This is a genomic window from Streptomyces sp. PA03-6a (assembly GCF_033792765.1).
Classification (GTDB): domain Bacteria; phylum Actinomycetota; class Actinomycetes; order Streptomycetales; family Streptomycetaceae; genus Actinacidiphila.
In genome coordinates this window covers 1-25,396 of sequence record NZ_JARAVK010000132.1, presented here as the reverse complement: position 1 = coordinate 25,396, position 25,396 = coordinate 1, and the positions used below count along the sequence as shown (strand labels likewise).

General features: G+C 69.8%; 33 protein-coding genes and 1 pseudogene. 4 read left to right on the top strand and 30 right to left on the bottom strand.

Going from position 1 to position 25,396, the window contains the following annotated elements:
• Positions 1-123 precede the first annotated feature (123 nt).
• The 4 genes from PV350_RS27950 to PV350_RS27935 form a co-directional block, all read right to left on the bottom strand.
• A complete protein-coding gene (locus PV350_RS27950) occupies positions 124-492 on the bottom strand; it encodes a holo-ACP synthase (protein WP_499513447.1) in 369 nt (122 codons plus the stop codon).
• A 7-nt stretch (positions 493-499) separates the two neighbouring features.
• Complete coding sequence (gene glmS / locus PV350_RS27945; protein WP_499513446.1) at positions 500-2,347, bottom strand: glutamine--fructose-6-phosphate transaminase (isomerizing); 1,848 nt, start codon at positions 2,345-2,347, stop codon at positions 500-502.
• Between the two features lie 97 nt (positions 2,348-2,444).
• Positions 2,445-3,251: an ABC transporter permease gene (locus tag PV350_RS27940; protein ID WP_500336712.1), complete on the bottom strand. Its 807-nt coding sequence runs from the start codon at positions 3,249-3,251 to the stop codon at positions 2,445-2,447.
• A complete protein-coding gene (locus PV350_RS27935) occupies positions 3,248-4,222 on the bottom strand; it encodes an ATP-binding cassette domain-containing protein (protein ID WP_499513444.1) in 975 nt (324 codons plus the stop codon). Before PV350_RS27935 ends, PV350_RS27940 begins: the two co-directional genes overlap by 4 nt.
• Positions 4,223-4,384: 162 nt before the next feature.
• Between PV350_RS27935 and coaA the strand changes: the two genes are divergently transcribed.
• Positions 4,385-5,377 (top strand): type I pantothenate kinase, encoded by a 993-nt coding sequence (gene coaA, locus PV350_RS27930; protein ID WP_500336710.1) that lies wholly within the window; start codon positions 4,385-4,387, stop codon positions 5,375-5,377.
• A gap of 29 nt (positions 5,378-5,406) precedes the next feature.
• Positions 5,407-6,363: a DUF389 domain-containing protein gene (locus PV350_RS27925; protein WP_499513442.1), complete on the top strand. Its 957-nt coding sequence runs from the start codon at positions 5,407-5,409 to the stop codon at positions 6,361-6,363.
• Here PV350_RS27925 and glmM read toward each other — a convergent pair.
• From glmM to PV350_RS27905, 4 genes are all read right to left on the bottom strand, one after another.
• Positions 6,360-7,718 (bottom strand): phosphoglucosamine mutase, encoded by a 1,359-nt coding sequence (glmM, locus tag PV350_RS27920; protein WP_499513441.1) that lies wholly within the window; start codon positions 7,716-7,718, stop codon positions 6,360-6,362. The genes PV350_RS27925 and glmM overlap by 4 nt on opposite strands.
• Before the next feature lie 148 nt (positions 7,719-7,866).
• Positions 7,867-8,367: a 30S ribosomal protein S9 gene (gene rpsI / locus PV350_RS27915; protein ID WP_319140461.1), complete on the bottom strand. Its 501-nt coding sequence runs from the start codon at positions 8,365-8,367 to the stop codon at positions 7,867-7,869.
• Positions 8,368-8,409: 42 nt separating this feature from the next.
• On the bottom strand, positions 8,410-8,856 hold the full coding sequence (gene rplM / locus PV350_RS27910) for a 50S ribosomal protein L13 (RefSeq protein ID WP_089229083.1): 447 nt from the start codon (positions 8,854-8,856) through the stop codon (positions 8,410-8,412).
• 301 nt (positions 8,857-9,157) lie between these two features.
• Positions 9,158-10,780, bottom strand: coding sequence for an ATP-binding cassette domain-containing protein (locus tag PV350_RS27905; protein ID WP_499513440.1), 1,623 nt, complete (start codon positions 10,778-10,780; stop codon positions 9,158-9,160).
• A 66-nt stretch (positions 10,781-10,846) separates the two neighbouring features.
• Between PV350_RS27905 and PV350_RS27900 the strand changes: the two genes are divergently transcribed.
• On the top strand, positions 10,847-11,017 hold the full coding sequence (locus PV350_RS27900) for a hypothetical protein (protein WP_500336707.1): 171 nt from the start codon (positions 10,847-10,849) through the stop codon (positions 11,015-11,017).
• An 8-nt stretch (positions 11,018-11,025) separates the two neighbouring features.
• Positions 11,026-12,876: a hypothetical protein gene (locus PV350_RS27895; protein WP_500336705.1), complete on the top strand. Its 1,851-nt coding sequence runs from the start codon at positions 11,026-11,028 to the stop codon at positions 12,874-12,876.
• 43 nt (positions 12,877-12,919) lie between these two features.
• Here the strand turns inward: PV350_RS27895 and truA are convergent, their stop codons facing one another.
• From truA to PV350_RS27785, 22 genes and pseudogenes are all read right to left on the bottom strand, one after another.
• Complete coding sequence (gene truA / locus PV350_RS27890; RefSeq protein ID WP_500336703.1) at positions 12,920-13,777, bottom strand: tRNA pseudouridine(38-40) synthase TruA; 858 nt, start codon at positions 13,775-13,777, stop codon at positions 12,920-12,922.
• A gap of 72 nt (positions 13,778-13,849) precedes the next feature.
• Positions 13,850-14,353, bottom strand: a complete 504-nt coding sequence (rplQ, locus tag PV350_RS27885) for a bL17 family ribosomal protein (protein ID WP_499513436.1) — start codon at positions 14,351-14,353, stop codon at positions 13,850-13,852.
• Positions 14,354-14,434: 81 nt separating this feature from the next.
• Positions 14,435-15,457: a DNA-directed RNA polymerase subunit alpha gene (locus tag PV350_RS27880; RefSeq protein WP_499513435.1), complete on the bottom strand. Its 1,023-nt coding sequence runs from the start codon at positions 15,455-15,457 to the stop codon at positions 14,435-14,437.
• A gap of 106 nt (positions 15,458-15,563) precedes the next feature.
• A complete protein-coding gene (gene rpsD / locus PV350_RS27875) occupies positions 15,564-16,190 on the bottom strand; it encodes a 30S ribosomal protein S4 (RefSeq protein ID WP_499513434.1) in 627 nt (208 codons plus the stop codon).
• 36 nt (positions 16,191-16,226) lie between these two features.
• On the bottom strand, positions 16,227-16,631 hold the full coding sequence (gene rpsK, locus PV350_RS27870) for a 30S ribosomal protein S11 (RefSeq protein WP_018558890.1): 405 nt from the start codon (positions 16,629-16,631) through the stop codon (positions 16,227-16,229).
• A gap of 67 nt (positions 16,632-16,698) precedes the next feature.
• Positions 16,699-17,079: a 30S ribosomal protein S13 gene (rpsM, locus tag PV350_RS27865; RefSeq protein ID WP_499513433.1), complete on the bottom strand. Its 381-nt coding sequence runs from the start codon at positions 17,077-17,079 to the stop codon at positions 16,699-16,701.
• A gap of 187 nt (positions 17,080-17,266) precedes the next feature.
• A complete protein-coding gene (gene rpmJ / locus PV350_RS27860; RefSeq protein ID WP_003956441.1) occupies positions 17,267-17,380 on the bottom strand; it encodes a 50S ribosomal protein L36 in 114 nt (37 codons plus the stop codon).
• A gap of 29 nt (positions 17,381-17,409) precedes the next feature.
• Positions 17,410-17,631 (bottom strand): translation initiation factor IF-1, encoded by a 222-nt coding sequence (infA, locus tag PV350_RS27855; RefSeq protein ID WP_003956442.1) that lies wholly within the window; start codon positions 17,629-17,631, stop codon positions 17,410-17,412.
• Positions 17,632-17,784: 153 nt separating this feature from the next.
• Entirely contained in the window at positions 17,785-18,621 is an 837-nt protein-coding gene (gene map / locus PV350_RS27850; RefSeq protein WP_499513432.1) for a type I methionyl aminopeptidase, read from the bottom strand.
• Positions 18,622-18,713: 92 nt separating this feature from the next.
• Complete coding sequence (locus tag PV350_RS27845) at positions 18,714-19,388, bottom strand: adenylate kinase (RefSeq protein WP_499513431.1); 675 nt, start codon at positions 19,386-19,388, stop codon at positions 18,714-18,716.
• A complete protein-coding gene (secY, locus tag PV350_RS27840; protein WP_499513430.1) occupies positions 19,388-20,701 on the bottom strand; it encodes a preprotein translocase subunit SecY in 1,314 nt (437 codons plus the stop codon). Before secY ends, PV350_RS27845 begins: the two co-directional genes overlap by 1 nt.
• Before the next feature lie 223 nt (positions 20,702-20,924).
• The gene (gene rplO / locus PV350_RS27835; protein WP_499513429.1) at positions 20,925-21,389 is read right to left on the bottom strand and encodes a large ribosomal subunit protein uL15; all 465 of its coding nucleotides are present in this window, start codon (positions 21,387-21,389) and stop codon (positions 20,925-20,927) included.
• Position 21,390: 1 nt separating this feature from the next.
• Positions 21,391-21,573, bottom strand: a complete 183-nt coding sequence (gene rpmD, locus PV350_RS27830; RefSeq protein ID WP_087927574.1) for a 50S ribosomal protein L30 — start codon at positions 21,571-21,573, stop codon at positions 21,391-21,393.
• Positions 21,573-22,178, bottom strand: coding sequence for a 30S ribosomal protein S5 (rpsE, locus tag PV350_RS27825; protein WP_319658494.1), 606 nt, complete (start codon positions 22,176-22,178; stop codon positions 21,573-21,575). Before rpsE ends, rpmD begins: the two co-directional genes overlap by 1 nt.
• Positions 22,179-22,218: 40 nt before the next feature.
• Entirely contained in the window at positions 22,219-22,602 is a 384-nt protein-coding gene (gene rplR, locus PV350_RS27820; protein WP_499513428.1) for a 50S ribosomal protein L18, read from the bottom strand.
• A gap of 3 nt (positions 22,603-22,605) precedes the next feature.
• Entirely contained in the window at positions 22,606-23,145 is a 540-nt protein-coding gene (gene rplF / locus PV350_RS27815) for a 50S ribosomal protein L6 (protein ID WP_499513427.1), read from the bottom strand.
• Between the two features lie 21 nt (positions 23,146-23,166).
• A complete protein-coding gene (rpsH, locus tag PV350_RS27810; protein ID WP_326572868.1) occupies positions 23,167-23,565 on the bottom strand; it encodes a 30S ribosomal protein S8 in 399 nt (132 codons plus the stop codon).
• Positions 23,566-23,761: 196 nt separating this feature from the next.
• Positions 23,762-23,947 carry a type Z 30S ribosomal protein S14 gene (locus tag PV350_RS27805; protein ID WP_003948630.1) on the bottom strand — a complete coding sequence of 62 codons (186 nt, stop codon included), beginning with the start codon at positions 23,945-23,947 and terminating at the stop codon, positions 23,762-23,764.
• A 3-nt stretch (positions 23,948-23,950) separates the two neighbouring features.
• On the bottom strand, positions 23,951-24,508 hold the full coding sequence (gene rplE / locus PV350_RS27800; protein ID WP_018558880.1) for a 50S ribosomal protein L5: 558 nt from the start codon (positions 24,506-24,508) through the stop codon (positions 23,951-23,953).
• Positions 24,508-24,831, bottom strand: a complete 324-nt coding sequence (gene rplX / locus PV350_RS27795) for a 50S ribosomal protein L24 (protein ID WP_431944472.1) — start codon at positions 24,829-24,831, stop codon at positions 24,508-24,510. The genes rplE and rplX overlap by 1 nt, the downstream gene beginning before the upstream one ends.
• Before the next feature lie 3 nt (positions 24,832-24,834).
• A complete protein-coding gene (gene rplN / locus PV350_RS27790; protein WP_055718836.1) occupies positions 24,835-25,203 on the bottom strand; it encodes a 50S ribosomal protein L14 in 369 nt (122 codons plus the stop codon).
• Positions 25,204-25,315: 112 nt separating this feature from the next.
• Positions 25,316-25,396: pseudogene (locus PV350_RS27785) on the bottom strand (30S ribosomal protein S17); the annotation flags it as partial.

The window sequence follows — 25,396 nt, the reverse complement described above, 5'->3', positions numbered from 1 at the left end:
GCGCTGTGGGGGTCCCCCCGGCCGAAGGCTGGGGGAGGGAGGGAGGGCGGGGAAACCCCCAACCGCAACCACAACCGCGCCGCACACGACAACCGGGCCCCACAGAACGTCGCCCGGACCGGGTCAGCCCTCGGCGACGACCACCGCGGACGCGACCCCCGCGTCGTGGCTGAGCGAGATGTGGAACGTCCGCACCCCCAACTGCTCGGCCCGCGCCGCCACCGTCCCCCGGACGATGAGCCGCGGCTGCCCCGAATCCTCCGTGACGACCTCCGCGTCCGACCAGTGCAGCCCCCCGGGCGCCCCCAGCGCCTTCGCGACCGCCTCCTTCGCGGCGAACCGCGCCGCGAGGGAGGCGCCGCCCCGGCGGGCCCCACTGGGGAGGTGGAGCTCGCCGGGGAGGAAGAGCCGCTCGGCCAGGCCGGGCGTGCGCTCCAGGGACTGCTCGAAGCGGTCGATCTCGGCGACGTCGATGCCCACCCCGATGATCACGGCGTGCTCACTCGACCGTGACGGACTTCGCGAGGTTCCGCGGCTGGTCGACCTCGTTGCCGCGGGCCGTGGCCAGTTCGCACGCGAAGACCTGCAGCGGCACGGTCGCGACCAGCGGCTGCAGCAGCGTCGGGGTCTGCGGCACCCGCACCAGGTGGTCGGCGTAGGGGACGACGGACTCGTCGCCCTCCTCCGCGATGACGATGGTGCGTGCGCCGCGGGCCCGGATCTCCTGGATGTTGGAGACGATCTTGTCGTGCAGCACCGAGCGCCCGCGCGGCGACGGCACGACCACGACGACGGGGAGGTCCTCCTCGATCAGCGCGATGGGGCCGTGCTTGAGCTCGCCGGCGGCGAAGCCCTCGGCGTGCATGTAGGCGAGTTCCTTGAGCTTGAGCGCGCCCTCCAGGGCGACGGGGTAGCCCACGTGGCGGCCGAGGAAGAGGACGGTGTTCTTGTCCTTGAGGGACCGGGCCAGTTCGCGGACCGGCTCCATGGTCTCCAGGACCTGCTCGACCTGACGGGAGATCTGGGAGAGCTCGCGGATGACGGCGAGGATCTCGTCGCCCCACTTCGTGCCGCGCACCTGGCCCAGGTAGAGGGCGACGAGGTAGCAGGCGACGACTTGGGTGAGGAACGCCTTCGTGGAGGCGACGGCGACCTCGGGGCCGGCGTGGGTGTAGAGCACCGCGTCGGACTCGCGCGGGATGGTGGAGCCGTTGGTGTTGCAGATGGCCAGCACCTTGGAGCCCTGTTCGCGGGCGTGCCGCAGGGCCATGAGGGTGTCCATGGTCTCGCCGGACTGGCTGATGGCGACCACCAGGCTGCGCGGGGCCAGGATCGGGTCGCGGTAGCGGAACTCGCTGGCGAGCTCCACCTCACAGGGGATGCGGGTCCAGTGCTCGATCGCGTACTTGGCGATCATTCCGGCGTGGAAGGCGGTGCCGCAGGCGACGATGACGATCTTGTCGACCTCGCGCAGCACGGAGGCGGGGATCCGTACCTCGTCGAGCGTCAGCAGGCCGCTCGCGTCGATCCGGCCCAGCAGCGTGTCGGCGACGGCCTTGGGCTGCTCGGCGATCTCCTTGAGCATGAAGTAGTCGTAGCCGCCCTTCTCGGCGGCGGAGGCGTCCCAGTCGATGTGGTACGGCCGGACGTCGGCGGGCTTGCCCTCGAAGTCGGTGACGGTGACGCCCTCGCGGCGCAGCTCCACGACCTGGTCCTGGCCGAGTTCGATGGCCTCGCGGGTGTACGCGATGAAGGCCGCGACGTCGGAGGCGAGGAAGTTCTCGCCGTCGCCGACGCCCACGACGAGCGGGGAGTTGCGGCGGGCGCCGACCACGACGTCCGGCTCGTCGGCGTGGACGGCCACCAGGGTGAAGGCGCCGTCGAGGCGGCCGCAGACCTGGCGCATGGCCTCGGCGAGGTCCCCGGTGGAGGAGTAGGCCTCGGCGAGGAGGTGGGAGACGACCTCGGTGTCGGTCTCGGAGAGCAGGTCGTGGCCGCGCTCGGCGAGTTCGGCGCGCAGGGCGGCGAAGTTCTCGATGATGCCGTTGTGGACGACGGCGACCCGGCCCGCGTTGTCCAGGTGCGGGTGCGCGTTGGCGTCCGTGGGGCCGCCGTGGGTGGCCCAGCGGGTGTGCCCGATCCCGGCGGGGCCGCTCGGCAGCGGACGCTCGTCCAGCAGCTTCTCGAGGTTGGCGAGCTTCCCGGCCTTCTTGGCCGCGGCGAGCCCGCCGTCGGCGAGGACGGCGACGCCCGCCGAGTCGTACCCCCGGTACTCCAGGCGCTTCAGACCCGCGATGACGACGTCGAGGGCGGACTGGCCGCCCACGTATCCAACGATTCCGCACATGGGAAGAACTCTAGGCGGCGGACGGCGGACGTCGAACCCGACGGCGGACGCCGGTGGGCCCCGGACCGGGACGGTCCGGGGCATCCCGGGAGCGCGTTCAGCTGCGCGCGCGGTAGGCGCGCATCACCAGCGGGACGAAGACCACCGCGATCCCCGCGGCCCACAGCAGCGACCACATGACCGGTCCGGCGACCGCACCGGAGCCGGTCATCAACCCCCGTACGGCGTCGGCCAGGCGGGTGACCGGGTTCACGTCCGCCCACGCCCTGAGCCAGCCGGGCATGGTGTCCGCGCGCACGAAGGCGCTGGAGGTGAAGGTGAGCGGCATGACCAGCACGAAGCCGAAGGTCATCACCTTCTCCGGCTCGGAGACCAGCATCCCGATCAGCAGCGTCATCCAGGACATGGCGACCGCGAAGGCCAGCAGCAGGCCCGCCGCGCCCAGTACGCCGGACACGCCGCCGTCCACGTCGAAGCCCATGAGCACACCCAGGCCCAGCATCAGCAGCAGCGACCACAGTTGCTTGCCGAGGTCCGCCACGACCCGCCCCATGAGCGGCGCGGAACGGGCGATCGGCAGCGAGCGCAACCGGTCCAGGACGCCCTTGGTGAGGTCGATGTTGAGGCCCATCGCGGTGTTCATGGTCGCGAAGAGGGCGTTCTGCACGATGATCCCGGGCAGCGCGTACTGCAGGTAGGCGTCCGGCGAGCCGGCCATCTGGCCGCCGAAGACGTAGGTGAAGAGCAGCACGAACATGACGGGCTGGACGCTGAGGTCCATCAGCTCCATCGGGTTGTGCTTGATCTGCACCAGGTTGCGCCAGGCGAGCGTGCAGGTCTGCTGCAGCCCGTCCCGGAGCCGGACCTTGGCGACCGGCATCACGTCCACGGTCACGGCGCTCATACCAGGGCCTCCGTCTTGTCCTCGTCCGTCGTCGTCTCCTCCACCGCGCGGTGCCCGGTGAGGGACAGGAACACCTCGTCGAGGCTGGAGCGGCGCAGCGTGAGCTCGCTCACCCGAACGCCGGCCTCGTCCAGCCGCCGTACGACGGCGGGCATCAGCTCCGGGTCGTTCACCGCGGCGGTGACCAGGCCGGACTCGATCTTCGTGGCGGGCCCGGCGACCACCGAGACCATCGCGTGGACCTTCTCCAGCTCCGCCGCGGCCATCGGCCGCACCTGCAGGACCTGGCCGCCGACCTGCTCCTTGAGCCCGTCGGGCGTGCCCTCGGCGATCACCCGGCCGCGGTCGATCACCGCGATGTCGTCGGCGAGCTGGTCGGCCTCCTCCAGGTACTGCGTGGTCAGCAGCACCGTCGTACCGTCCCCGACCAGGCCGCGGACGATGTCCCACAGCTCGTTGCGGCTGTGCGGGTCCAGGCCGGTGGTGGGCTCGTCGAGGAAGAGCACCCGCGGCCGGCCGACCAGGCTGGCGGCGAGGTCGAGGCGGCGCCGCATGCCGCCGGAGTACGTCTTGGCGGCCCGGCCGCCGGCGTCGGCGAGCCGGAACTCCTCCAGCAGCCGCGTCGCCCGGGCGCGGGCCTCACGGCGCGGCAGGCCCAGCAGCCGGGCGATCATCAGCAGGTTCTCGTGGCCGGTGAGCATCTCGTCCACGGCCGCGTACTGCCCGGTGAGACCGACGAGCCCGCGTACGGCGCCGGCCTCCCGCACCACGTCGTGGCCGCCGACGAGCGCCCGGCCGGCGTCCGGCCGCAGCAGGGTGGCCAGGATGCGCACCGCCGTGGTCTTCCCCGCCCCGTTGGGGCCGAGCACGCCGAGCACCGTGCCGCTGCGCGCGGCCAGGTCCACGCCGGCCAGGGCCGTGGTCTCCTTGAAGCGTTTGACCAGGCCCTCCGCCTGGATCGCGTAACTCATCCGCGATGTCCTCCCCGTCATGGTTCGCTCGGTGTTGCTCCGTTGCGCACCACTGTCCCGGACGCCACTGACAACGGGCTGACATACCGCTGACGACGGCGCCGGCGCCGGCCCGGCCGACCCCGGCGTGAGCGCCGTTCACCGCGGCGCAACAATGAATCCGTGCCGCCGACGATTTCCCCCCACCCGACGCGCCGCCGCGCCGAGCCCACGCCGTACGTCGACCTGACGCGGGCCGAGTGGAGCGCGCTGCGCGACCGCACGCCGCTGCCGCTCACCGCGGACGAGGTCGAGCGCCTGCGCGGTCTCGGCGACGTCATCGACCTGGACGAGGTGATCGACGTCTACCTGCCGCTGTCGCGGCTGCTCAACCTCTACGTCGGCGCCACCCACGGACTGCGCGGCGCCGTCAACACCTTCCTCGACGACACCGGGGAGGGCCACGGCTCGCAGGCCGGCACGCCCTTCGTCATCGGGGTCGCCGGCAGCGTCGCGGTCGGCAAGTCGACCACCGCGCGCATCCTGAAGGCGCTGCTCGCCCGCTGGCCGGAGCACCCGCGGGTGGAACTGGTCACCACCGACGGCTTCCTGCTCCCCAAGGCCGAGCTCCAGCGCCGCGGGCTGATGTCCCGCAAGGGCTTCCCCGAGTCGTACGACCGGCGCGCCCTGACGCGCTTCGTGGCCGACGTGAAGGCCGGCAAGGACGAGGTGCGCGCGCCCGTCTACTCGCACCTGATCTACGACATCGTGCCCGACGATGAGCTGGTCGTCCGGCGCCCGGACATCCTCATCGTCGAGGGCCTGAACGTCCTGCAGCCCGCCCTGCCGGGCAAGGACGGCCGCACCCGGGTCGCGCTCGCCGACTACTTCGACTTCAGCGTGTACGTGGACGCGCGCACCGAGGACATCGAGCAGTGGTACCTGGCGCGCTTCCGCAAGCTGCGCGAGACCGCCTTCCAGGACCCGCTGTCGTACTTCCACCGCTACACCGAGGTCTCCGAGGCGGAGGCCATGGAGTACGGCCGCCACACCTGGCGCGCCATCAACCAGCCCAACCTGCTGGAGAACGTGCTGCCCACCCGCGGCCGCGCGACCCTGATCCTGCGCAAGGGCCCCGACCACAAGGTGCAGAAACTCTCCCTGCGCAAGCTGTAGTCCACCGGCCGCCGGGTAGCCTGCCCCGCATGCTGCATCTCCGGATGATCGTCCCGCAGGGGAGCACCGACGAGGTCGTGTCCCTCGTCGAGGGGACCGTCGGCGCCACCCACGTCGCCGTGCTGCCCGGAGCGGCCCGCAACCCGCGCGGGGACATCGTCATGTGCGACGTGGCGCGCGAGGCGGGCGACGAACTGCTGCGGGCCCTGCGGCGCATGGGCGTCGCCGACACGGGCTCGATCGCGGTGGAGCACATCGACCTGTCGCTGTCGGCCCGCGCCGAGAAGGCCGAGGAGGACGCGCCCGGGGAGGGCGCGGACGCCGTGCTGTGGGAGTCGCTGACCGACGCGACCCACGAGGAGTCCACCCTCACCGTCACCTATCTGGCGTTCCTGGCCCTGGCGACGATGCTGGCGGCCTGCGGCGTGATGCTCGACAGCGCGATCCTGATCGTCGGCGCGATGGTGGTCGGCCCGGAGTTCGGCCCGCTGGCGGGGGTGTGCACCGGTCTGGTCCAGCGCCAGGGGCGGCTGGCCCGGCGCTCACTGGTGGCGCTGCTGGTGGGCTTCCCGGTGGCGATGGTGCTCACCGGCGGCTTCGCCTACCTGATGGACGTCCTGGGCGTCTTCGGCGTGGCCGACTTCACGGCGCCGCATCCGTCGACCGCCTTCATCTGGCAGCCGGACGCCAGTTCCTTCGTGGTGGCGTTCCTCGCCGGGATCGCCGGGATCCTCTCGCTGACCTCCGCCAAGTCCGGCGCCCTGGTCGGCGTGGCGATCTCGGTGACCACCGTCCCGGCGGCCGCCAACGCCGCCCTCGCCCTGACCTACGGCGACTACCGCGAGCTGTGGGGCTCCTCGGCGCAACTGGGCGTCAACCTGGCGGGCATCGTCATCGCGGGCGTCCTGACGCTGCTCGCCCAGAAGGGCTTCTGGGCGATGCAGCGCAGGCGGCGGCGTACGGTGCCGGGCGCGTCGTCGGACTAGCCGAGCGCGGACTTCACGACGTCGGCGAGCCGGCCGGCCACCGAGCGGGCGTGGTCGATGTCGGCGGCCTCGACCATGACGCGGACCACCGGCTCGGTGCCGGAGGGGCGCAGCAGCACGCGGCCGGTGCTGCCGAGCTCGGCCTCCGCCTCGGCCACGGCGGCGGACAGCTCGCTGGAGGACCCGACACGGCTCCGGTCGACGTCCCGGACGTTGACCAGGACCTGCGGCAGCCGCTCCATGACGGTGGCCAGCTCGGCCAGCGAACGGCCGGTGGAGACGACCCGGGCGGCCAGCATGAGGCCGGTGAGGGTGCCGTCGCCGGTGGTGGCGTGGTCGAGGATGATCACGTGGCCGGACTGCTCGCCGCCCAGCGCGTAGCCGTGCTCCTTCATCGACTCCAGCACGTAGCGGTCGCCGACGGCGGTCTGGATCAGCTCGATGCCCTCGCGCTCCATGGCGAGCTTGAAGCCCAGGTTGGACATGACGGTGCCGACGACGGTGTTCTTCCGCAGCCGGTCCGCCTCGCGCATGGCGACGGCCAGGACGGCCAGGATCTGGTCGCCGTCGACCTCGTTGCCCTGGTGGTCCACGGCCAGGCAGCGGTCGGCGTCGCCGTCGTGGGCGATGCCGAGGTCCGCGCCGTGTTCGATGACGGCGGCCTTGATCAGGTCCAGGTGGGTGGAACCGCAGCCGTCGTTGATGTTGAGGCCGTCCGGCTGGGCACCGAGGGTGACCACCTCGGCGCCGGCCCGGGCGAAGGCCTCGGGGGAGACGCGGGCGGCAGCGCCGTGGGCCTCGTCCAGGACGATCTTCAGGCCGTCCAGGCGGTTCGGCAGGACGCCGATCAGGTGGGCGACGTACTGGTCGAAGCCCTGGTCGTACTCGCGCACGCGGCCCACGCCGGCGCCGGTGGGGCGGTCCCAGGGGGCGCCGGTGCGGTGCTCCTCGTAGACGGACTCGATGCGGTCCTCGAGCTCGTCCGCGAGCTTGTGGCCGCCCCGGGCGAAGAACTTGACGCCGTTGTCGGGCATCGGGTTGTGGCTCGCGGAGAGCATCACGCCCAGGTCCGCGCCGAGCGCGCCGGTGAGGTAGGCCACGGCCGGGGTCGGCAGCACGCCCACCCGCAGCACGTCGACGCCGGCGCTGGCGAGCCCGGCCACCACCGCGGCCTCCAGGAACTCTCCGGACGCGCGCGGATCCCGTCCCACCACGGCCACCGGCTTGTGGCCCTCGAACGTGCCCGCCTCGGCGAGCACGTGCGCCGCCGCGACCGACAGTCCGAGCGCGAGCTCGGCCGTCAGATCCGCGTTCGCGACACCGCGCACACCGTCCGTACCGAAGAGTCGTCCCACGTCGTTACCTCCGAGATGTTGCCGTGCTCCGCCCCGTACTCGCCGGGCGTCCATCCGGTTATACGTCTATACCCCCCGGAATGCGTACGCCCCGGAGACGCACAAAGTGCCTCCGGGGCGTACGTGCAGTGCAGCGCGCGCGTGATGCTTAGCGCTTGCTGTACTGCGGCGCCTTGCGGGCCTTCTTCAGACCGGCCTTCTTGCGCTCGATCTCGCGAGCGTCGCGGGTCAGGAAGCCGGCCTTCTTGAGCGGGCCGCGGTTGTTGTCGACGTCCGCCTCGTTCAGCGCACGGGCGACGCCCAGGCGCAGCGCACCGGCCTGGCCGGAGATGCCGCCTCCGTTGATGCGGGCGATGACGTCGTAACGGCCGTCGAGCTCAAGGATCTTGAACGGCTCGTTGACTTCCTGCTGGTGCACCTTGTTGGGGAAGTACTCCTCAAGGGTGCGACCGTTGATCGTCCACTTGCCGGAGCCCGGGATGATCCGGACGCGGGCGACGGACTCCTTGCGGCGGCCCGTGCCGGCGGCCGGCTGCGGCTCGCCGAAGCGGGAGGCGAGGGACTCGGAGGTGTACTCCTCCGGGATCTCGATGGTCTCCACGATCTCGCCGTCCTCGACGAGAGGGGTCTCAGGGGTGGTCTCGGCCACGATGCTCCTCAGATGCTTTCTGTGTATCGGTGGTGGCCGGGACTAGCCCTGCGCGACCTGGCTGATCTCGAACGGAACCGGCTGCTGGGCACCGTGCGGGTGCTCGGCACCCGCGTACACCTTCAGCTTGGAGAGCATCTGGCGGCCCAGGCTGTTCTTGGGCAGCATGCCCTTGACGGCCTTCTCGATGGCCTTCTCGGGGTTCTTGTCGAGCAGCTCGTCGTAGCGGACGGAACGCAGACCGCCCGGGAAGCCCGAGTGGCGGTAGGCCAGCTTCTGCTGCTTCTTGTTACCGGAGAGGTGCACCTTGTCGGCGTTGATGATGATGACGAAGTCACCGGTGTCGACGTGGGGCGCATAAATCGGCTTGTGCTTGCCCCTCAGGAGGGACGCGGTCTGGGACGCCAGACGGCCCAGGACGACGTCCTGCGCGTCAATGACGTGCCACTGGCGCTGGACATCGCCGGGCTTGGGGCTGAACGTACGCACGGTCGTAGCCTTCGCTTCTTCAGTGAGTGGGTACTGACAAGGCCACCCGGACGATCACGACAGCCCTGTCACCCTGCGGCGACGCATACCGCGAGGTGAACGCTGGTCATCGGCCCGGTGGACCGGCGTAGCGGCCTCTCACGTGAGAACGAGCAAGCCAATACGCATAACGAACCTGCAGAATACCCGCGGCTGCCCGTTCGGGTCAAAACAGCCGGTGCGGGGGCGTGCCCGCACCGGCCGCCCCCGCCCGCACGCCCGCCTCGGGGGCGCCGGCCCCGGGCCCGGCCCGGGACCCCGGTCAGCGCTCCCGCGCGACCCGCGTCTCGTCCCACACCGGTTCCGGCGCCTCCCGGACGACCCCGTCCGCACCGAAGACCAGGTACCGGTCGAAGCTGCGGGCGAACCAGCGGTCGTGCGTCACCGCGAGCACGGTCCCGTCGAACGCCTCCAGCCCCTCCTGCAGCGCCTCCGCCGACTCCAGGTCCAGGTTGTCGGTCGGCTCGTCCAGCAGCAGTGCCGTCGCCCCGGCCAGCTCCAGCAGCAGGATCTGGAAGCGCGCCTGCTGCCCGCCCGACAGCTGGTCGAAGCGCTGGTCGCCCTGCCGGTCGAGCTCGTAGCGCCGCAGGGCGGACATCGCCTTGCCGCGGTCGCGGGCGTGCTCGGTCCACAGGATGTCGACGAGGGTGCGCCCCGCCAGCTCCGGGTGCGCGTGCGTCTGCGCGAAGTGCCCCGGCACAACCCGCGCGCCCAGCTTCCACTCCCCCGTGTGCCGTACGCCGGGGTCGCCGGCCAGCAGCCGCAGGAAGTGCGACTTGCCCGAGCCGTTCGAACCGAGGACGGCCACCCGCTCCCCGTAGAAGACCTCCAGGTCGAACGGCTTCATCAGCCCGGTCAGCTCCAGCCGCCCGCAGGTGACGGCGCGCATGCCGGTGCGCCCGCCGGACAGCCGCATGCGGATGTCCTGCTCGCGCGGCGGCTCCTGCGGCGGCCCCGCCTCCTCGAACTTGCGCAGCCGGGTCTGCGCTGCCCGGTAGCGGGAGGCCATGTCGGGGCTGATCGCCGCCTGCTGACGGAGGGTCAGCACGAGCTTCTTCAGCCGGGCGTGCTCCTCCTCCCAGCGCCGTCGCAGCTCCTCGAAGCGGGCGAAGCGTTCGCGCCGCGCCTCGTGGTACGTGGCGAAGCCGCTGCCGTGCACCCACACGTCCGAGCCGGCCGGTCCCGGCTCGACGCTGACGATCTTCTCGGCGGAGCGGGCCAGCAGCTCCCGGTCGTGGGAGACGAACAGCACCGTCTTCCTGGTCTGCCGCAGCTGCTCCTCCAGCCAGCGCTTCCCGGGGACGTCGAGGTAGTTGTCCGGCTCGTCCAGCAGCAGCACCTCGTCGGTGCCGCGCAGCAGCGCCTCCAGCACCAGCCGCTTCTGCTCGCCGCCCGACAGCGTCCGCACCTCGCGCCACTGGGCCCGCTCGTACGGGACGCCCAGCGCGGCCGTGGTGCACATGTCCCAGACCGTCTCGGCCTCGTAGCCGCGGGCCTCGGCCCAGTCGCTGAGCGCCTGCGCGTAGGCCAGCTGGGCGGCCTCGTCGTCCTGCGCCATGATCTCCAGCTCGGCGGCGTCGACCGCGGCGGCGGCCGCGCGGATCCGCGGCGTCGCCACGGACACCAGCAGGTCCCGCACGGTGCGGTCGTCCCGCACCGAGCCGACGAACTGCGGCATGACCCCCAGCCCGCCGCTCACCGTGACCGTGCCGCCGTGCGGCTTCAACTCACCGGAGATCAGCCGCAGGAGGGTCGTCTTGCCGGCGCCGTTCGCCCCGACGAGGGCCACCGCGGCGCCCTCGCCCACCCGGAACGAGACGTCGCCCAGCAACACCCGGCCGTCCGGCAGGTAGTACTCCAGATGCGCAACGTCCACATGTCCCATGCTGTGGATTCTCGTAGCACGGTCGCCCGCCGCCAAACTGGTTTTCTCCTCTATAGAATCCGCGCCATGACTGACGGGCCGCTGCAGCCGTACCACCCGGACGAGGGATGGACCGCACCGCCGGGACGGCAGGGCGTCCCGGTCGTCCCCCGGGAGCGGCGCCACGTGCTCCTCGGACGGGTCCGCTCCGTCGGCTCCGGCCGCTGCCCCGCCGAGGCCGGCCCGCCGGCCTGCTGACCCCGCCCATGCCCTCCCTGCGTACGCTGCTGACCCTGCCCCGCATGCTCCGCCACGGCGCGGCCGTCGGGGCCGGCCTGCCACCGGACGAGGCCGTCCTCCTGGACGTCCCCGGCGTCCCGCTGCGCGGCGCGCTCGCTGCGGCGGGCACCGGCGACCACGGGCCCGCCCGGGAGCTGCTGTCCGCGACCCGGCTGGGCTGCCAGTGGGAACTGCGCGACACCTACGTCTGCGAGCTGGCGCAGTTCGCGCTCCACAACCCCGGGTGGCTGGACGCCTGGCTCGCCGCCGCGCCCGAGGACCCGGACGCGGCGCTGGTCAAGGCCGACCTGTGCGTCCTCCAGGCCTGGGAGATACGCAGCGGCGCCCGCGCCTCCGAGGTCTCGCCGGAGCAGTTCAAGGCCTTCTTCGCGCTGCTCAAGGACGCAGTGCCGGTGATCGGCGCCGCCGCCGAGCTCAACCCCGCCGACCCCGTGCCGTGGCGCGTCGCCCTCACCCACGCGCGCGGCATGCAGTCCTCGCGGGAGATCTTCGACGCGTACTGGACCGAGGCCGTCGAGCGCGCCCCGCACCACTACGGCTGCCACGCCTCCGCCCTGCAGTACCTGTGCGCCAAGTGGTACGGCACCCACCGCGAGATGTTCGACTTCGCCGAGCAGGCCGCCGAGGAGGCACTGCCCGGCTCGAAGATCAACTCACTGCCGCTGCTCGCGGCCGTCGAGTACGAGATCGTCTCGGGCGGACCCGCCGCCGACGACGCTTTTGGCGCGGACGCCGTCGAGCCCGCCCGCATCGCCGCCGCCGTGGACCGCGCCCTGGAGCTGTCCGGCTGGTACGACCCCGGCGACCCGGAGGCTGCGGGGTTCCGCAACCACCTGGCGCTGATGCTGATGCGCGCGGGCCGCTGGGAGGAGGCGCTGCGCGTCTTCCGCGACATCGGCGTGCACGCCACCAGCTTCCCCTGGGCCCACCTGGGCGCGGACCCCCGCCAGGAGTTCCTGGACTTCCGCACCGGGGTGCGGATGCAGGTCGCCACCCGCACGCCGTTCTTCGGCACCCCGCCCGCGGTCCCCGTACCGGCCGGCACCCCCGACTGGGCGCCGCGTGCCCTGGCGGTGGCCTCCGCACCGCTCACCGCCGTCGCGCAGGCGGCACTGCTGTGCCGGACCGGGCTGCGGCTGGCCCCGGCGGGAGCGGGCTTCACCCATGTCGAGCTGACCGGGCAAGGCAGTCTGGCGGGCGCGGTCGACCTGTTCACGGCGGGCGAGAAGTGGCCCGCGGTCGTCCTGCAGCGCTCGGGCGACCGGTACGGGATCACGCTGTACGCCAGGGGCAGGAAGGTCGCCGCGCACGAGTGGGCACCGGGGGCGCCCGTACCCTCCCTGGACGCCGCCGGCGCCACGGCCGCCGCCTTCGCCGCGGCCTACGGCGTCCACGACGCACGGCCCCTCACGGCGCTGCTGCGCGCCATGGACGCCCCGGGGCGGCGGCTCGCGGACACGGTGGCGGCACTGGGACTGCCGGTGCTGCCGGAGGGCTTCGGGGAGCGTCCGGCCGCGCTCGACGGGGTGCCCGGCGCCCGGGTGCTCGCCCCGCGCGGTTTCCTCTCCGGGGTCAGGGACACCCTCACCACCGAGACGGGCGCGATGCCGCTCCCCCCGCGGGGCACGCCGGTGCGCCTCCCCGCCCGCTGGTGGGCGATGCGCGCGCTCTACCTGCTGCTGCTCGTCCCGGCCGCCTGCTTCTCCTGGTGGGGCGCCTTCCACGACCGCCTCCGCCCGGTCCCGCTGGTGCTGACGTCCCTGGGCTCGGGCTACGTCCTCACTCAGGTGGTCGCGGCACTGCGGCGCCGCAGATGAACGCACCGGCCGGCGGCGGCCCGGTGCGCGGCGGCGCCGCCCCTCAGGCGCGCGGCAGCGGCAGGGTACGCATGTTGCGGGCCTCGCGGCTGCGCGCGGCCAGCAGCTCGTCCGCCGGGTAGCCGACCTCCTCCAGGGTCAGCCCGTGCGGCCGCACCACGTTGACCGCGGAGTGCCGGACCCGTCCCGCCAGGACCTCCCCGGGGAAACCGGCCGGCCGGTGGCCGTCGCCGACCAGCAGCATCGACCCGACCAGGGCGCGCACCATGTTGTGGCAGAAGGCGTCCGCCCGTACGGTCGCCACCGCCAGCCCGGAGGCGTCCCGCTCCCAGTGCAGTTCCAGGAGGGTGCGGATGGTCGTCGCGCCCTCCCGCTTCTTGCAGTAGGCCGCGAAGTCGTGCTCGCCGAGGAGCTTGCGCGCCGCCTCGTTCATCAGGTCGACGTCCACCGGCCGGTCGTGCCACAGCACGTGCCCCCGCAGCAGGGGGTCGACCCCGCCCTGGTGGTCGCCGACCCGGTAGGCGTAGCGGCGCCAGATCGCGGAGAAGCGCGCGTTGAAGCCGGCCGGGGCCTGCGAGACCTTCCACACCCGTACGTCCCAGGGCAGCCGTCCCGCCAGCCGGCGCAGCAGCTTGCCGCCCTCCGCCGCCCAGACGTCCTCCGGCAGGTCGACGTGCGCGACCTGCCCACGGGCGTGCACACCCGCGTCCGTACGCCCGGCGACGGTCAGCTCGACCGGCTCGGGCAGCCGCAGCACCGTCCGCAGGGCCGACTCCAGCTCCCCCTGCACGGTCCGCCGGTTGCGCTGCTTCGCCCAGCCGGAGAACTCGGCCCCGTCGTACGCCAGGTCCAGCCGCACCCGGACGTACCCGGGCTCCACCTCATCGCTCGCCACACTCACCCGCAGATCCTCTCAAACACGCGGACGGGCCCGCCCCCAGAGATCTGGGTGCGGGCCCGTCCGGTCAGGACGTCAGGCGTCCTTGGACTCCTCGGCCGGAGCCTCGGTGGCCTCGGCCTTGTCCTCGACCTCGGCCGGAGCCTCGGTCTTGGCCTCGGCCTCCTTGACCGCGCGCTTGGTCGCGGCCTCCGCCTCACCCGTGGCCTGCTGGGCCACGGTCAGCGCCTCCACCAGCTCGATGACGGCCATCGGCGCGTTGTCGCCGCGGCGGTTACCGATCTTGGTGATGCGGGTGTAACCACCCGGGCGGTTCTCGTACCGCGGGGCGATCTCGGTGAAGAGCGTGTGGACGATGCCCTTGTCCGTGATCGTCTGCAGTACCAGGCGACGGTTGTGGATGTCGCCCTTCTTCGCCTTGGTGATCAGGCGCTCCGCGACCGGACGCAGACGGCGCGCCTTGGCCTCGGTGGTGGTGATGCGACCGTGCTCGAACAGCGACTTCGCGAGGTTCGCGAGAAGCAGACGCTCGTGCGCGGCGCTGCCGCCCAGACGGGCACCCTTGGCGGGCTTCGGCATGGTGTTTCTCCTCAATCTCTGCACCGGCCGTGTCAGGTACCGGTGTCAGGCCCCCCAGGCGGACGCCTGGGGGCAGTCAGATCAGTACTGCTCGGTCTCCACGAAACCGGCGTCGACGTCGTCGTCCGCACCGAAGGTGTCGGCGGCGGAGGTCGGGTCGAATCCGGGCGGGCTGTCCTTCAGGGCCAGGCCCATGCCGGCCAGCTTCGCCTTGACCTCGTCGATCGACTTCGCACCGAAGTTGCGGATGTCGAGCAGGTCGGCCTCGGAGCGCGCCACGAGTTCACCCACGGAGTGGATGCCCTCACGCTTGAGGCAGTTGTAGGAACGGACGGTGAGCTCGAGCTCCTCGATCGGCAGCGCGAGGTCCGCCGCCAGGGCGGCGTCCGTGGGGGACGGGCCCATGTCGATGCCCTCGGCGTCGACGTTGAGCTCGCGGGCGAGCCCGAACAGCTCGACCAGGGTCTTGCCGGCCGAGGCCATCGCGTCGCGGGGACGCATGGCCTGCTTGGTCTCGACGTCGACGATCAGCTTGTCGAAGTCGGTGCGCTGCTCGACACGAGTCGCCTCGACCTTGTAGGTGACCTTGAGCACCGGGCTGTAGATGGAGTCGACCGGGATGCGGCCGATCTCCTGGCCCTGCTGCTTGTTCTGGACGGCCGAGACGTAGCCGCGACCGCGCTCGACGGTCAGCTCCATCTCCAGCTTGCCCTTGCCGTTCAGGCTGGCCAGGACGAGGTCGGGGTTGTGCACCTCGACACCGGCCGGGGGCGCGATGTCGGCGGCGGTGACCACACCCGGGCCCTGCTTGCGCAGGTACATCACGACGGGCTCGTCGTGCTCCGAGGAGACGACGAGCTGCTTGATGTTGAGGATGAGGTCGGTGACGTCCTCCTTGACACCCGGCACGGTGGTGAACTCGTGCAGGACGCCGTCGACCCGGATCGAGGTGACGGCGGCACCCGGGATCGAGGAGAGGAGCGTACGGCGGAGCGAGTTGCCGAGGGTGTAGCCGAAGCCCGGCTCCAGCGGCTCGATCACGAACCGGGAACGGAACTCGTCGACGACCTCTTCGGCCAACGAAGGGCGCTGAGCGATCAGCATGGGGTGATGCCTCCAGTCTTCGGCACCCACTATTTGATGCCGAGGCTTCAAGGGTACGGGCGGCGCGGCGCCAGGAGCACCGCACCGCCCGGGACCGTGAGCGCTGCTACTTCGAGTAGAGCTCGACGATCAACTGCTCCTGCACCTGGGTGTCGATGACCGGGCGCTCGGGCAGGTTGTGCACGAGGATCCGCAGACGCGAGGGGATCGCCTCCAGCCAGGCCGGGACGGTCCTCTCGCCGGCCTCCCCCTGGGCCACCGCGAAGGGCGTCAGGTTACGGGAGGACTCGCGGACCTCGACGATGTCGTTCGCGACGACACGGGCCGACGGGATGTCGGTCTTGACGCCGTTCACGAGGAAGTGGCCGTGACGGACCAGCTGCCGCGCATGATCACGCGACTTGGCGAAGCCCGCCCGGTAGACCACGTTGTCCAGCCGGGACTCCAGGATGCGGAGCAGGTTCTCACCGGTCTTGCCGGACCTGCGGTTCGCCTCCACGTAGTACCCGCGGAACTGCTTCTCAAGGACACCGTAGATGCGCGCGCACTTCTGCTTCTCGCGCATCTGCAACAGGTACTCGCTGTCCTTGGTGCGCCCGCGTCCATGCTCACCCGGGGGGTAAGGACGGATCTCGATCGGGCACTTCGCGCTCTCGCACTTGCTCCCCTTGAGGAAGAGCTTCTGCTTCTCCCGACGGCAACGCTTGCAGTCGGCCCCGGTGTAACGCGCCATTCCTGTTTGTCTCCTACCTGCTCAGCGGATTGCTGATCAGACGCGCCGGCGCTTCGGCGGGCGGCATCCGTTGTGCGGGGTCGGAGTGACGTCCTGGATCGAGCCGACCTCGAGGCCGGTGGCCTGGAGGGAGCGGATCGCGGTCTCACGGCCGGAGCCGGGGCCCTTGACGAACACATCGACCTTGCGCATGCCGTGCTCCTGCGCGCGACGCGCGGCCGACTCGGCGGCCATCTGCGCGGCGAACGGGGTCGACTTGCGCGAGCCCTTGAAGCCGACGTGGCCGGCAGAGGCCCAGGAGATCACGTTGCCGGACGGGTCCGTGATCGAAACGATGGTGTTGTTGAACGTGCTCTTGATGTGGGCGTGCCCATGAGCGACGTTCTTCTTCTCCTTGCGGCGCACCTTCTTGGCGCCGGCCTGACGGCCCTTCGGAGGCATATGTGGTTACTCCCGGTGGAGGTGGTCGGTCCTACAGCGAAGACCGCTGACGAGCGTCCGCTGAGGACTACTTCTTGCCCGGCTTCTTCTTGCCGGCGATGGCGCGACGCGGGCCCTTGCGGGTGCGGGCGTTGGTGTGGGTCCGCTGGCCGTGGACCGGCAGGCCGCGACGGTGGCGCAGGCCCTGGTAGCAGCCGATCTCGACCTTGCGACGGATGTCCGCCTGGATCTCGCGACGGAGGTCACCCTCGGTCTTGATGTTGGCGTCCACGTACTCGCGGATCTTGACCAGGTCCTCTTCGTCCAGGTCGCGGACCCGGGTGTCCGGGTTCACGCCGGTGGCGGCGAGGGTCTCCTTGGCCAGGGTGCGGCCGATGCCGAAGACGTAGGTGAGGGCGACCTCCACACGCTTCTCGCGCGGGATGTCGACACCTGAAACGCGTGCCATTCAATGGCTCCTGTTGGTGTCCGGGGGTCTTCCACAGCGCCGTTCCTGACCGCCGTACCAGGTACGGATCAGGTCTCCGGCCCCCGCCGGAGGTGCCGTCAGCCGGAGCGTTCCGGCCGGACGGGCGCTGCGTATGTACATGTGTTTCGCGTCGCGCGAAGAACTGCGAGGTGCAGGTCGGCGTGCGTCAGCCCTGGCGCTGCTTGTGGCGCAGGTTGTCGCAGATGACCATGACCCGGCCGTGACGGCGGATCACCTTGCACTTGTCGCAGATCTTCTTGACGCTCGGCTTGACCTTCATGGGATGTCAGGTTCTCCGGGTCTTGAGATCTACTTGTAGCGGTAGACGATCCGTCCGCGCGTGAGGTCGTAAGGGGACAACTCCACAACGACCCGGTCATCGGGAAGGATGCGGATGTAGTGCATGCGCATCTTGCCACTGATGTGCGCGAGGACCTTGTGACCGTTCTGCAGCTCCACCTTGAACATAGCGTTCGGCAGAGACTCGATCACGGTGCCCTCGATTTCGATGGCGCCTTGCTTCTTGGCCATGTCCTGCTTTCGGGATCGGCTACCTTGGTCGGCTTTTGGCATGCCTGAAGGCATACGCGGGCCGACGTGACAGTCTACGTCAGCCGATCTGGAAAGACGAATCCGGGGTGTATGCCCGCGAAAGATGATCGGTAAGCGCGGCGGACGGGGCGCTCAGGCGAGCGGGTCCGGCGCGGCCGTGATCCCGTACTCCGCCAGCTTGGCCTTGCCGCCGTCGCGGGCGGTCAGGACCAGCGGGCCCTCCTCGGTGAGCGCGACGGAGTGCTCCCAGTGCGAGGACCAGGTGCCGTCGTCGGTCTTGACCGTCCACTCGTCCTCGAGGACGTGGGTGAGGGGGGTGCCGAGGCTGACCATCGGCTCGATGGCCAGGCACATGCCGGGCACCAGGCGGGGGCCCTTGCCGCGCTTGCGGGACACGTAGTTCAGCAGGTGGGGGTCCATGTGCATCTGCGAACCGATGCCGTGGCCGCCGTACTCCTCGATGATCCCGTACTTGCCGCCGCCGGGCTTCGGCTGCCGGCGGATGTACGTCTCGATGGCACGGGAGATGTCGACCAGCCGGTCGCCCTTGCGGAAGGCGGCGATGCCGGCCCACATGGACTCCTCGGTCACCCGGCTGAGCTCCACCAGTTCCGGAGCGTGGCCGCTGCCCACGAACGCCGTGTAGGCGGCGTCGCCGTGCCAGCCGTCGACGATCGCGCCGCAGTCGATCGAGATGACGTCGCCGTCCTTCAGGACGGTCGCGGTGTCCGGGATGCCGTGGACGACGACGTCGTTCACGGAGGTGCAGATCGTGGCGGGGAAACCGCCGTACCCCAGGAAGTTCGGCTTGGCCCCGTGGTCGGCGAGGACCTTGCGGGCCACGTCGTCCAGGTCCTTGGTGGTGGCCCCCGGGACGGCCGCCTCACGGGTGGCCTCGTGGATCGCGGCGACGACCAGGCCGGCCGCGCGCATCTTCGCGATCTGCTCGGGGCTCTTGATCTCCACCATCGGTCCTGGCCTTCCTTCGTCCCACCGGATACCTCAACGGTACGGCCGCGGGGTCCTGGGGGACACCGCGGCCGTACCGGTCACGCATGTGCTCAGGCGGCGCTGTCGCCCGAGTCCTTCTTGTCGTGCAGCGCGTCCATCGCCCGCTTGGTCACCTCGGCGACCTTGCCCAGGGCCGAGATGGTGCGCACCAGGCCCTGCTGCTTGTAGTAGTCGATGATCGGCTCGGTCTTGCTGTGGTACTCCTCCAGCCGGACCCGCACCTTCTCCTCGGTGTCGTCCGACCGCTGGTACAGCTCGCCGCCGCACTCGTCGCAGACGCCGGCATCGGCCGGAGGGTTGTACACCACGTGGAAGACGTGGCTGCCGTTCTTGCGGCACAGCCGGCGACCGGCGATGCGCTTGACGACCTCCTCCTCGGGGACCTCGAGGTCCAGCACCGCGTCCAGCGCTATCCCGGCCTCGGCGAGGATCTTGTCGAGCGCCTGCGCCTGGCCCACGTTCCGCGGGAAGCCGTCGAGCAGGAAGCCGTTCCCGGCGTCCGGCTGCAGCATGCGGTCCTTGGCCATGCCGATGGTGATCTCGTCGGGTACCAGCCGGCCGGCGTCCATGTACTCCTGGGCCTTGCGGCCCAGCTCCGTGCCCTGGCTGATGTTCGCCCGGAAGAGGTCGCCCGTGGAGATGTGCGGGATCGACAGGTTCCTGGCAAGGTACGCAGCCTGCGTACCCTTGCCGGCCCCGGGGGGCCCGACGAGGACGATGCGCATCAGCGGAGGAACCCTTCGTAGTTACGCTGCTGAAGCTGGCTCTCGATCTGCTTCACGGTCTCCAGGCCGACACCCACGATGATCAGGATGCTCGTCCCGCCGAACGGGAAGTTCTGGTTCGCGTTGAACAGCACCAGCGCCACGGTGGGCACCAAGGCGATCAGACCCAGGTACATCGCGCCCGGCCACGTGATGCGGTTGAGCACGTAGCTGAGGTACTCCGCGGTGGGACGACCAGCCCGGATGCCCGGGATGAACCCACCATACTTCTTCATGTTGTCCGCGACTTCTTCGGGGTTGAACGAGATGGCCACGTAGAAGAAGGCAAAGAAGACAATCAGCAGGAAGTACGCGGTGATGTAGATCGGGTGATCACCCTTGACCAGGTTGTCCCTGACCCAGTTTGCCCAGGTAGACGTGGATCCACTGAACTGGACGACCAGTGACGGGATGTACAGGAGCGATGACGCGAAGATGACGGGAATCACACCCGCCTGGTTCACCTTCAGCGGGATGTAGGTGGACGTTCCTCCGTACGAACGACGGCCGATCATGCGCTTCGCGTACTGCACGGGGATGCGGCGCTGCGCCTGCTCGACGAAGACGACGAGGGCGACCATCGCCAGACCCACCATGATGACCGCGCCGAACTCGACCCAGCCGTCCGCGATCTTCCCGGACTTCTTGATCGCCCAGAGGGCGCCGGGGAAGCCGGCCGCGATCGACAGGAACATCAGGATCGACATGCCGTTGCCGATGCCGCGGTCGGTGATGAGCTCGCCCAGCCACATGATGAGGGCGGTACCCGCGGTCATCGTGATGACCATCGTGATCGTGGTGAAGATCGACTGGTCGGGGACGATGTTGAAGCGGTCGGGGCACTGCTGGAAGAGGCTGCCGGAGCGGGCGGTGGCCACCAGGCCGGTGCCCTGCAGGATCGCCAGCGCCACGGTGAGGTAGCGCGTGTACTGGGTGATCTTGGTCTGGCCGGCCTGGCCCTCCTTCTTGAGGGCTTCCAGGCGCGGGATGACCACGGTGAGCAGCTGCAGGATGATGCTCGCGGTGATGTACGGCATGATGCCGAGCGCGAAGATCGTGAGTTGCAGAAGCGCGCCGCCGCTGAAGAGGTTCACCAGGCCGAAGAGGCCCTGGTTCCCGCCGACCGCCTTGATGCAGGAGTTGACCACCTGGTAGTCGACCCCAGGGATCGGGATGTGCGCTCCCAGCCGGAACAGCATCATGATGCCCAGCGTGAACAGCAGCTTCTTGCGCAGGTCGGGCGTCCTGAACGCCCGGGCGAACGCGGTGAGCACGGTGCCTCCTGCGCCCCCCGCTTCTTCGGCGGGAGGTGACGGTGTTGAAAGCTACGAATGGTCGAACTGCAAAACGTTGGGGGTTGCCTGACCCGCGTCAGCGCACAGGCTCCGCAAGACTAGCCGGGCCCACCTTACCGGCGAGCGTCCGTCCCCGGAATGACCAACCGGGGATGCCCCGCACGAAAGTGCGGAACATCCCCGGCTGGATGTGGCATCACTCTCAGACGAGCTCGGTGACCGAGCCGCCCGCAGCGGTGATCTTCTCCTTGGCGGAGCCGGAGACCGCGTCGACGGTCACCTGCAGCGCCACGGAGATCTCGCCGGTGCCCAGCACCTTGACGAGCTGGTTCTTCCGCACGGCACCCTTGGCGACCAGGTCGGCCACCGTGACCTCGCCACCCTCGGGGTAGAGCGCGGTCAGCTTGTCCAGGTTCACGACCTGGAACTCGGTGCGGAACGGGTTCTTGAAGCCCTTGAGCTTCGGCAGACGCATGTGGAGGGGCATCTGCCCACCCTCGAAGCGTGCCGGAACCTGGTAGCGGGCCTTCGTGCCCTTGGTGCCACGACCGGCCGTCTTGCCCTTGGACGCCTCACCACGACCCACACGGGTCTTGGCGGTCTTGGCACCGGGGGCCGGACGGAGGTTGTGGACCTTCAGCGGGTTCGACGTGTTGTCGGTGCCCATGTCAGTCAACCTCCTCGACCGTGACGAGGTGGCGGACGGTCTGGACCATGCCGCGGATCTCCGGGCGGTCCTCCTTGACCACAACGTCGTTCAGCCGCTTCAGGCCGAGCGAACGCAGGGTGTCACGGTGGTTCTGCTTGCTGCCGATGTACGACTTGACCTGCGTGACCTTGAGGCGAGCCATTACGCACCCACCCCAGCACGCGCCCGGAGCAGAGCCGCGGGAGCCACGTCCTCGAGGGGCAGGCCACGACGGGCGGCGATCTCCTCGGGACGCTGCAGGCCCTGGAGAGCGGCCACCGTGGCGTGCACGATGTTGATCGCGTTGTCGGAGCCGAGCGACTTCGACAGGACGTCGTGGATGCCGGCGCACTCCAGAACGGCGCGCACCGGACCACCGGCGATCACACCCGTACCGGGGGAAGCAGGCTTGAGCAGGACGACGCCCGCGGCCTTCTCGCCCTGGATGGGGTGGGGGATGGTGCCCTGGATACGGGGGACCTTGAAGAAGTGCTTCTTGGCCTCCTCAACACCCTTGGCGATGGCGGCCGGCACCTCCTTGGCCTTGCCGTAACCGACACCCACGGTGCCGTCACCGTCGCCCACCACGACCAGCGCGGTGAAGCTGAAGCGACGACCACCCTTCACAACCTTGGCGACGCGGTTGATCGCGACAACGCGCTCAACGTACGCGGTCTTCTCGGCGGCAGCTGCGCCGCCGTCACGGCCCTTCCGGTCCCGCCGCTCGCCGCCACCGGCACCGCCACCGCGGCGCTGGGGTCCAGCCATTGGATTACCTCTCTCTGTTTCCGCTAGCTACGGAACCGGCTCAGAAACCGAGCCCGGCTTCGCGGGCGGCGTCGGCAAGGGCGGCAATGCGCCCGGCGTACCGGTTGCCACCACGGTCGAACACGACGGTCTCGACACCGGCCGCCTTGGCGCGCTCGGCGACCAGCTGGCCGACCTTCTTGGCCTGCTCGGTCTTGTCACCCTCGACGCCTCGGATGGAGGTGTCCAGGTGCGACGCCGACGCCACGGTGTGGCCCTTGAGGTCGTCGATGACCTGTGCCGTGATACCGCGGTTGGAGCGGGTCACGACCAGGCGCGGACGCGCCTCGGTGCCCGAGATCCGCTTGCGGACGCGGATGTGGCGGCGCTTCTTGGCGGCGCCCTTGTAAGCATCGCCCTTGGCGATCTTCACACCGTATGCCATGGCTTACTTACCAGCCTTTCCGACCTTGCGGCGGATGACTTCGCCCTCGTACTTGACGCCCTTGGCCTTGTACGGGTCGGGCTTCCGCAGCTTGCGGATGTTCGCGGCGACCTCGCCGACCTTCTGCTTGTCGATGCCCTCGACCGAGAACTTGGTGGGGTTCTCGACCTTGAAGGAGATGCCCTCGGGGGCCTCGACGACGATCGGGTGGCTGTAGCCCAGGGCGAACTCCAGGCTGGAGCCCTTCGCCTGGACGCGGTAACCGACACCGCTGATCTCGAGCTTCTTCACGTAGCCCGCGGTCACGCCGGTGATCATGTTCGCCACCAGCGTGCGCGACAGGCCGTGCAGGGCCTTGTTCAGACGCTCGTCGTTCGGACGCGACACCTGCAGGGTGCCGTCCTCGCCCTTGACGATCTCGATCGGCGCGGCAACGGTGTGGGTCAGGGAACCCTTGGGGCCCTTCACCGAGACCGTCCGGCCATCGATGGTGACGTCCACGCCGGCGGGAACCGGGATGGGCAGCCGTCCAATACGCGACATGGCTATACCTCCGTTTCCCGACTACCAGACGTAGGCGAGGACTTCCCCACCCACGCCCTTCTTGTTTGCCTGCTTGTCGGTGAGGAGCCCGTGGGAGGTGGAGATGATCGCCACGCCCAGGCCGCCGAGCACCTTCGGCAGGTTGGTGGACTTTGCGTAGACCCGCAGACCGGGCTTGCTGATGCGCTTGATGCCGGCGATCGAGCGCTCGCGGTTCGGACCGAACTTCAGCTCGAGAACGAGGTTCTTGCCGACCTCGGCGTCCTCGACCTTCCAGCCGGTGATGTAACCCTCCTGCTGGAGGATCTCCGCGATGTGCGACTTGATCTTGCTGAACGGCATGGTGACCTCGTCGTGGTACGCGGAGTTCGCGTTCCGCAGACGCGTCAGCATGTCTGCGATCGGGTCAGTCATGGTCATGTGATGGCCTTAGGCCTCTCTCGCCGGGGTTTCCTATATGCGCCATCCCTCTCCCCCATCAGACTGGGGACGGGTGCGGCGCGGGGACCTACGGCGTAGTAAGACGGTCATGGGCGGCGGGCGCCCAACCCTTCTACCTTACGGTATGCAGGGCTGGGCTCCCGCCACTCATCTGCTTACCGAGAGCCCCTGGTGGTTACCAGGAGCTCTTGGTCACGCCCGGCAGCTCACCGCGGTGCGCCATCTCACGAAGGCACACGCGGCACAGGCCGAACTTGCGGTACACGGAGTGCGGACGGCCACAACGCTGGCAGCGCGTGTAGCCACGCACGCCGAACTTGGGCTTGCGGGCGGCCTTCGCGATAAGAGCCTTCTTCGCCACGGCTCACGCCTCCTTGAACGGGAAGCCGAGGTGACGGAGGAGCGCGCGGCCCTCAGCGTCGTTGGTCGCCGTGGTCACCACGGTGATGTCCATACCCCGGGTGCGGTCGATCTTGTCCTGGTCGATCTCGTGGAACATGACCTGCTCCGTGAGACCGAAGGTGTAGTTGCCTCGGCCGTCGAACTGCTTCGGCGACAGACCGCGGAAGTCGCGGATGCGCGGGAGCGCGAGCGACAGCAGACGGTCCAGGAACTCCCACATGCGGTCACCGCGGAGGGTGACGTGGGCGCCGATGGGCTGACCCTCACGCAGCTTGAACTGCGCGATGGACTTCCGGGCCTTGGTGACGGCCGGCTTCTGGCCGGTGATCGTGGTGAGGTCGCGGATCGCGCCCTCGATCAGCTTGGAGTCGCGGGCGGCGTCGCCCACACCCATGTTGACCACGATCTTGGTGAGACCGGGGATCTGCATGACGTTCTCGTACTGGAACTCGTCACGCATCTTGCCCGCGATCTCCTCGCGGTAGCGCGCCTTCAGACGAGGCGAAGTGGTGGCAGTCATCAGATGTCCTCACCCGTCCGCTTGGCAACGCGGATCTTGTTGCCCTCGTCGTCGAAGCGGTAGCCGACGCGGGTCACGACCTTCTTGCCGTCCTTCTCCACGACCAGCTGGACGTTGGAGACGTGGACGGGGGCCTCCGTCGTGATGATGCCGCCGGTCTTCGAACCACGGGCGGTCTGGCCGGCCTTGGTGTGCTTCTTGACCCGGTTGACACCCTCGACCAGGACGCGGTCCTCAGCCGGGTAGGCCGCGATGACCTTGCCCTGCTTGCCCTTGTCCTTACCGGTGATGACCTGGACCAGGTCGCCCTTCTTGATCTTCATCGGTTACAGCACCTCCGGCGCGAGCGAGATGATCTTCATGAACTTCTTCTCGCGCAGCTCCCGGCCCACGGGGCCGAAGATACGGGTGCCGCGGGGGTCACCGTCGTTCTTGAGGATGACGGCCGCGTTCTCGTCGAAGCGGATGTACGAACCGTCGGGACGGCGGCGCTCCTTGACGGTGCGCACGACGACCGCCTTGACGACGTCGCCCTTCTTCACGTTGCCACCGGGGATCGCGTCCTTGACGGTGGCGACGATGACGTCACCGATTCCTGCGTAGCGGCGACCGGAGCCACCGAGGACACGGATGCAAAGGATCTCCTTCGCGCCCGTGTTGTCGGCGACACGCAGTCGCGACTCCTGCTGGATCACGTCTTTCTCCTGATCGTCTGCCGGTTCCCTCCGGGGCGGGCCCGGAGAGCCTGGCGGAACCGTCCTGCGGGGAACCCCCCGCAGGAATTACGTGCCGGCCGGCCGAGCGGTACTACTTGGCCTTCTCGAGGATCTCGACGACGCGCCAGCGCTTGCTCGCGGACAGCGGCCGGGTCTCCATGAGGAGGACACG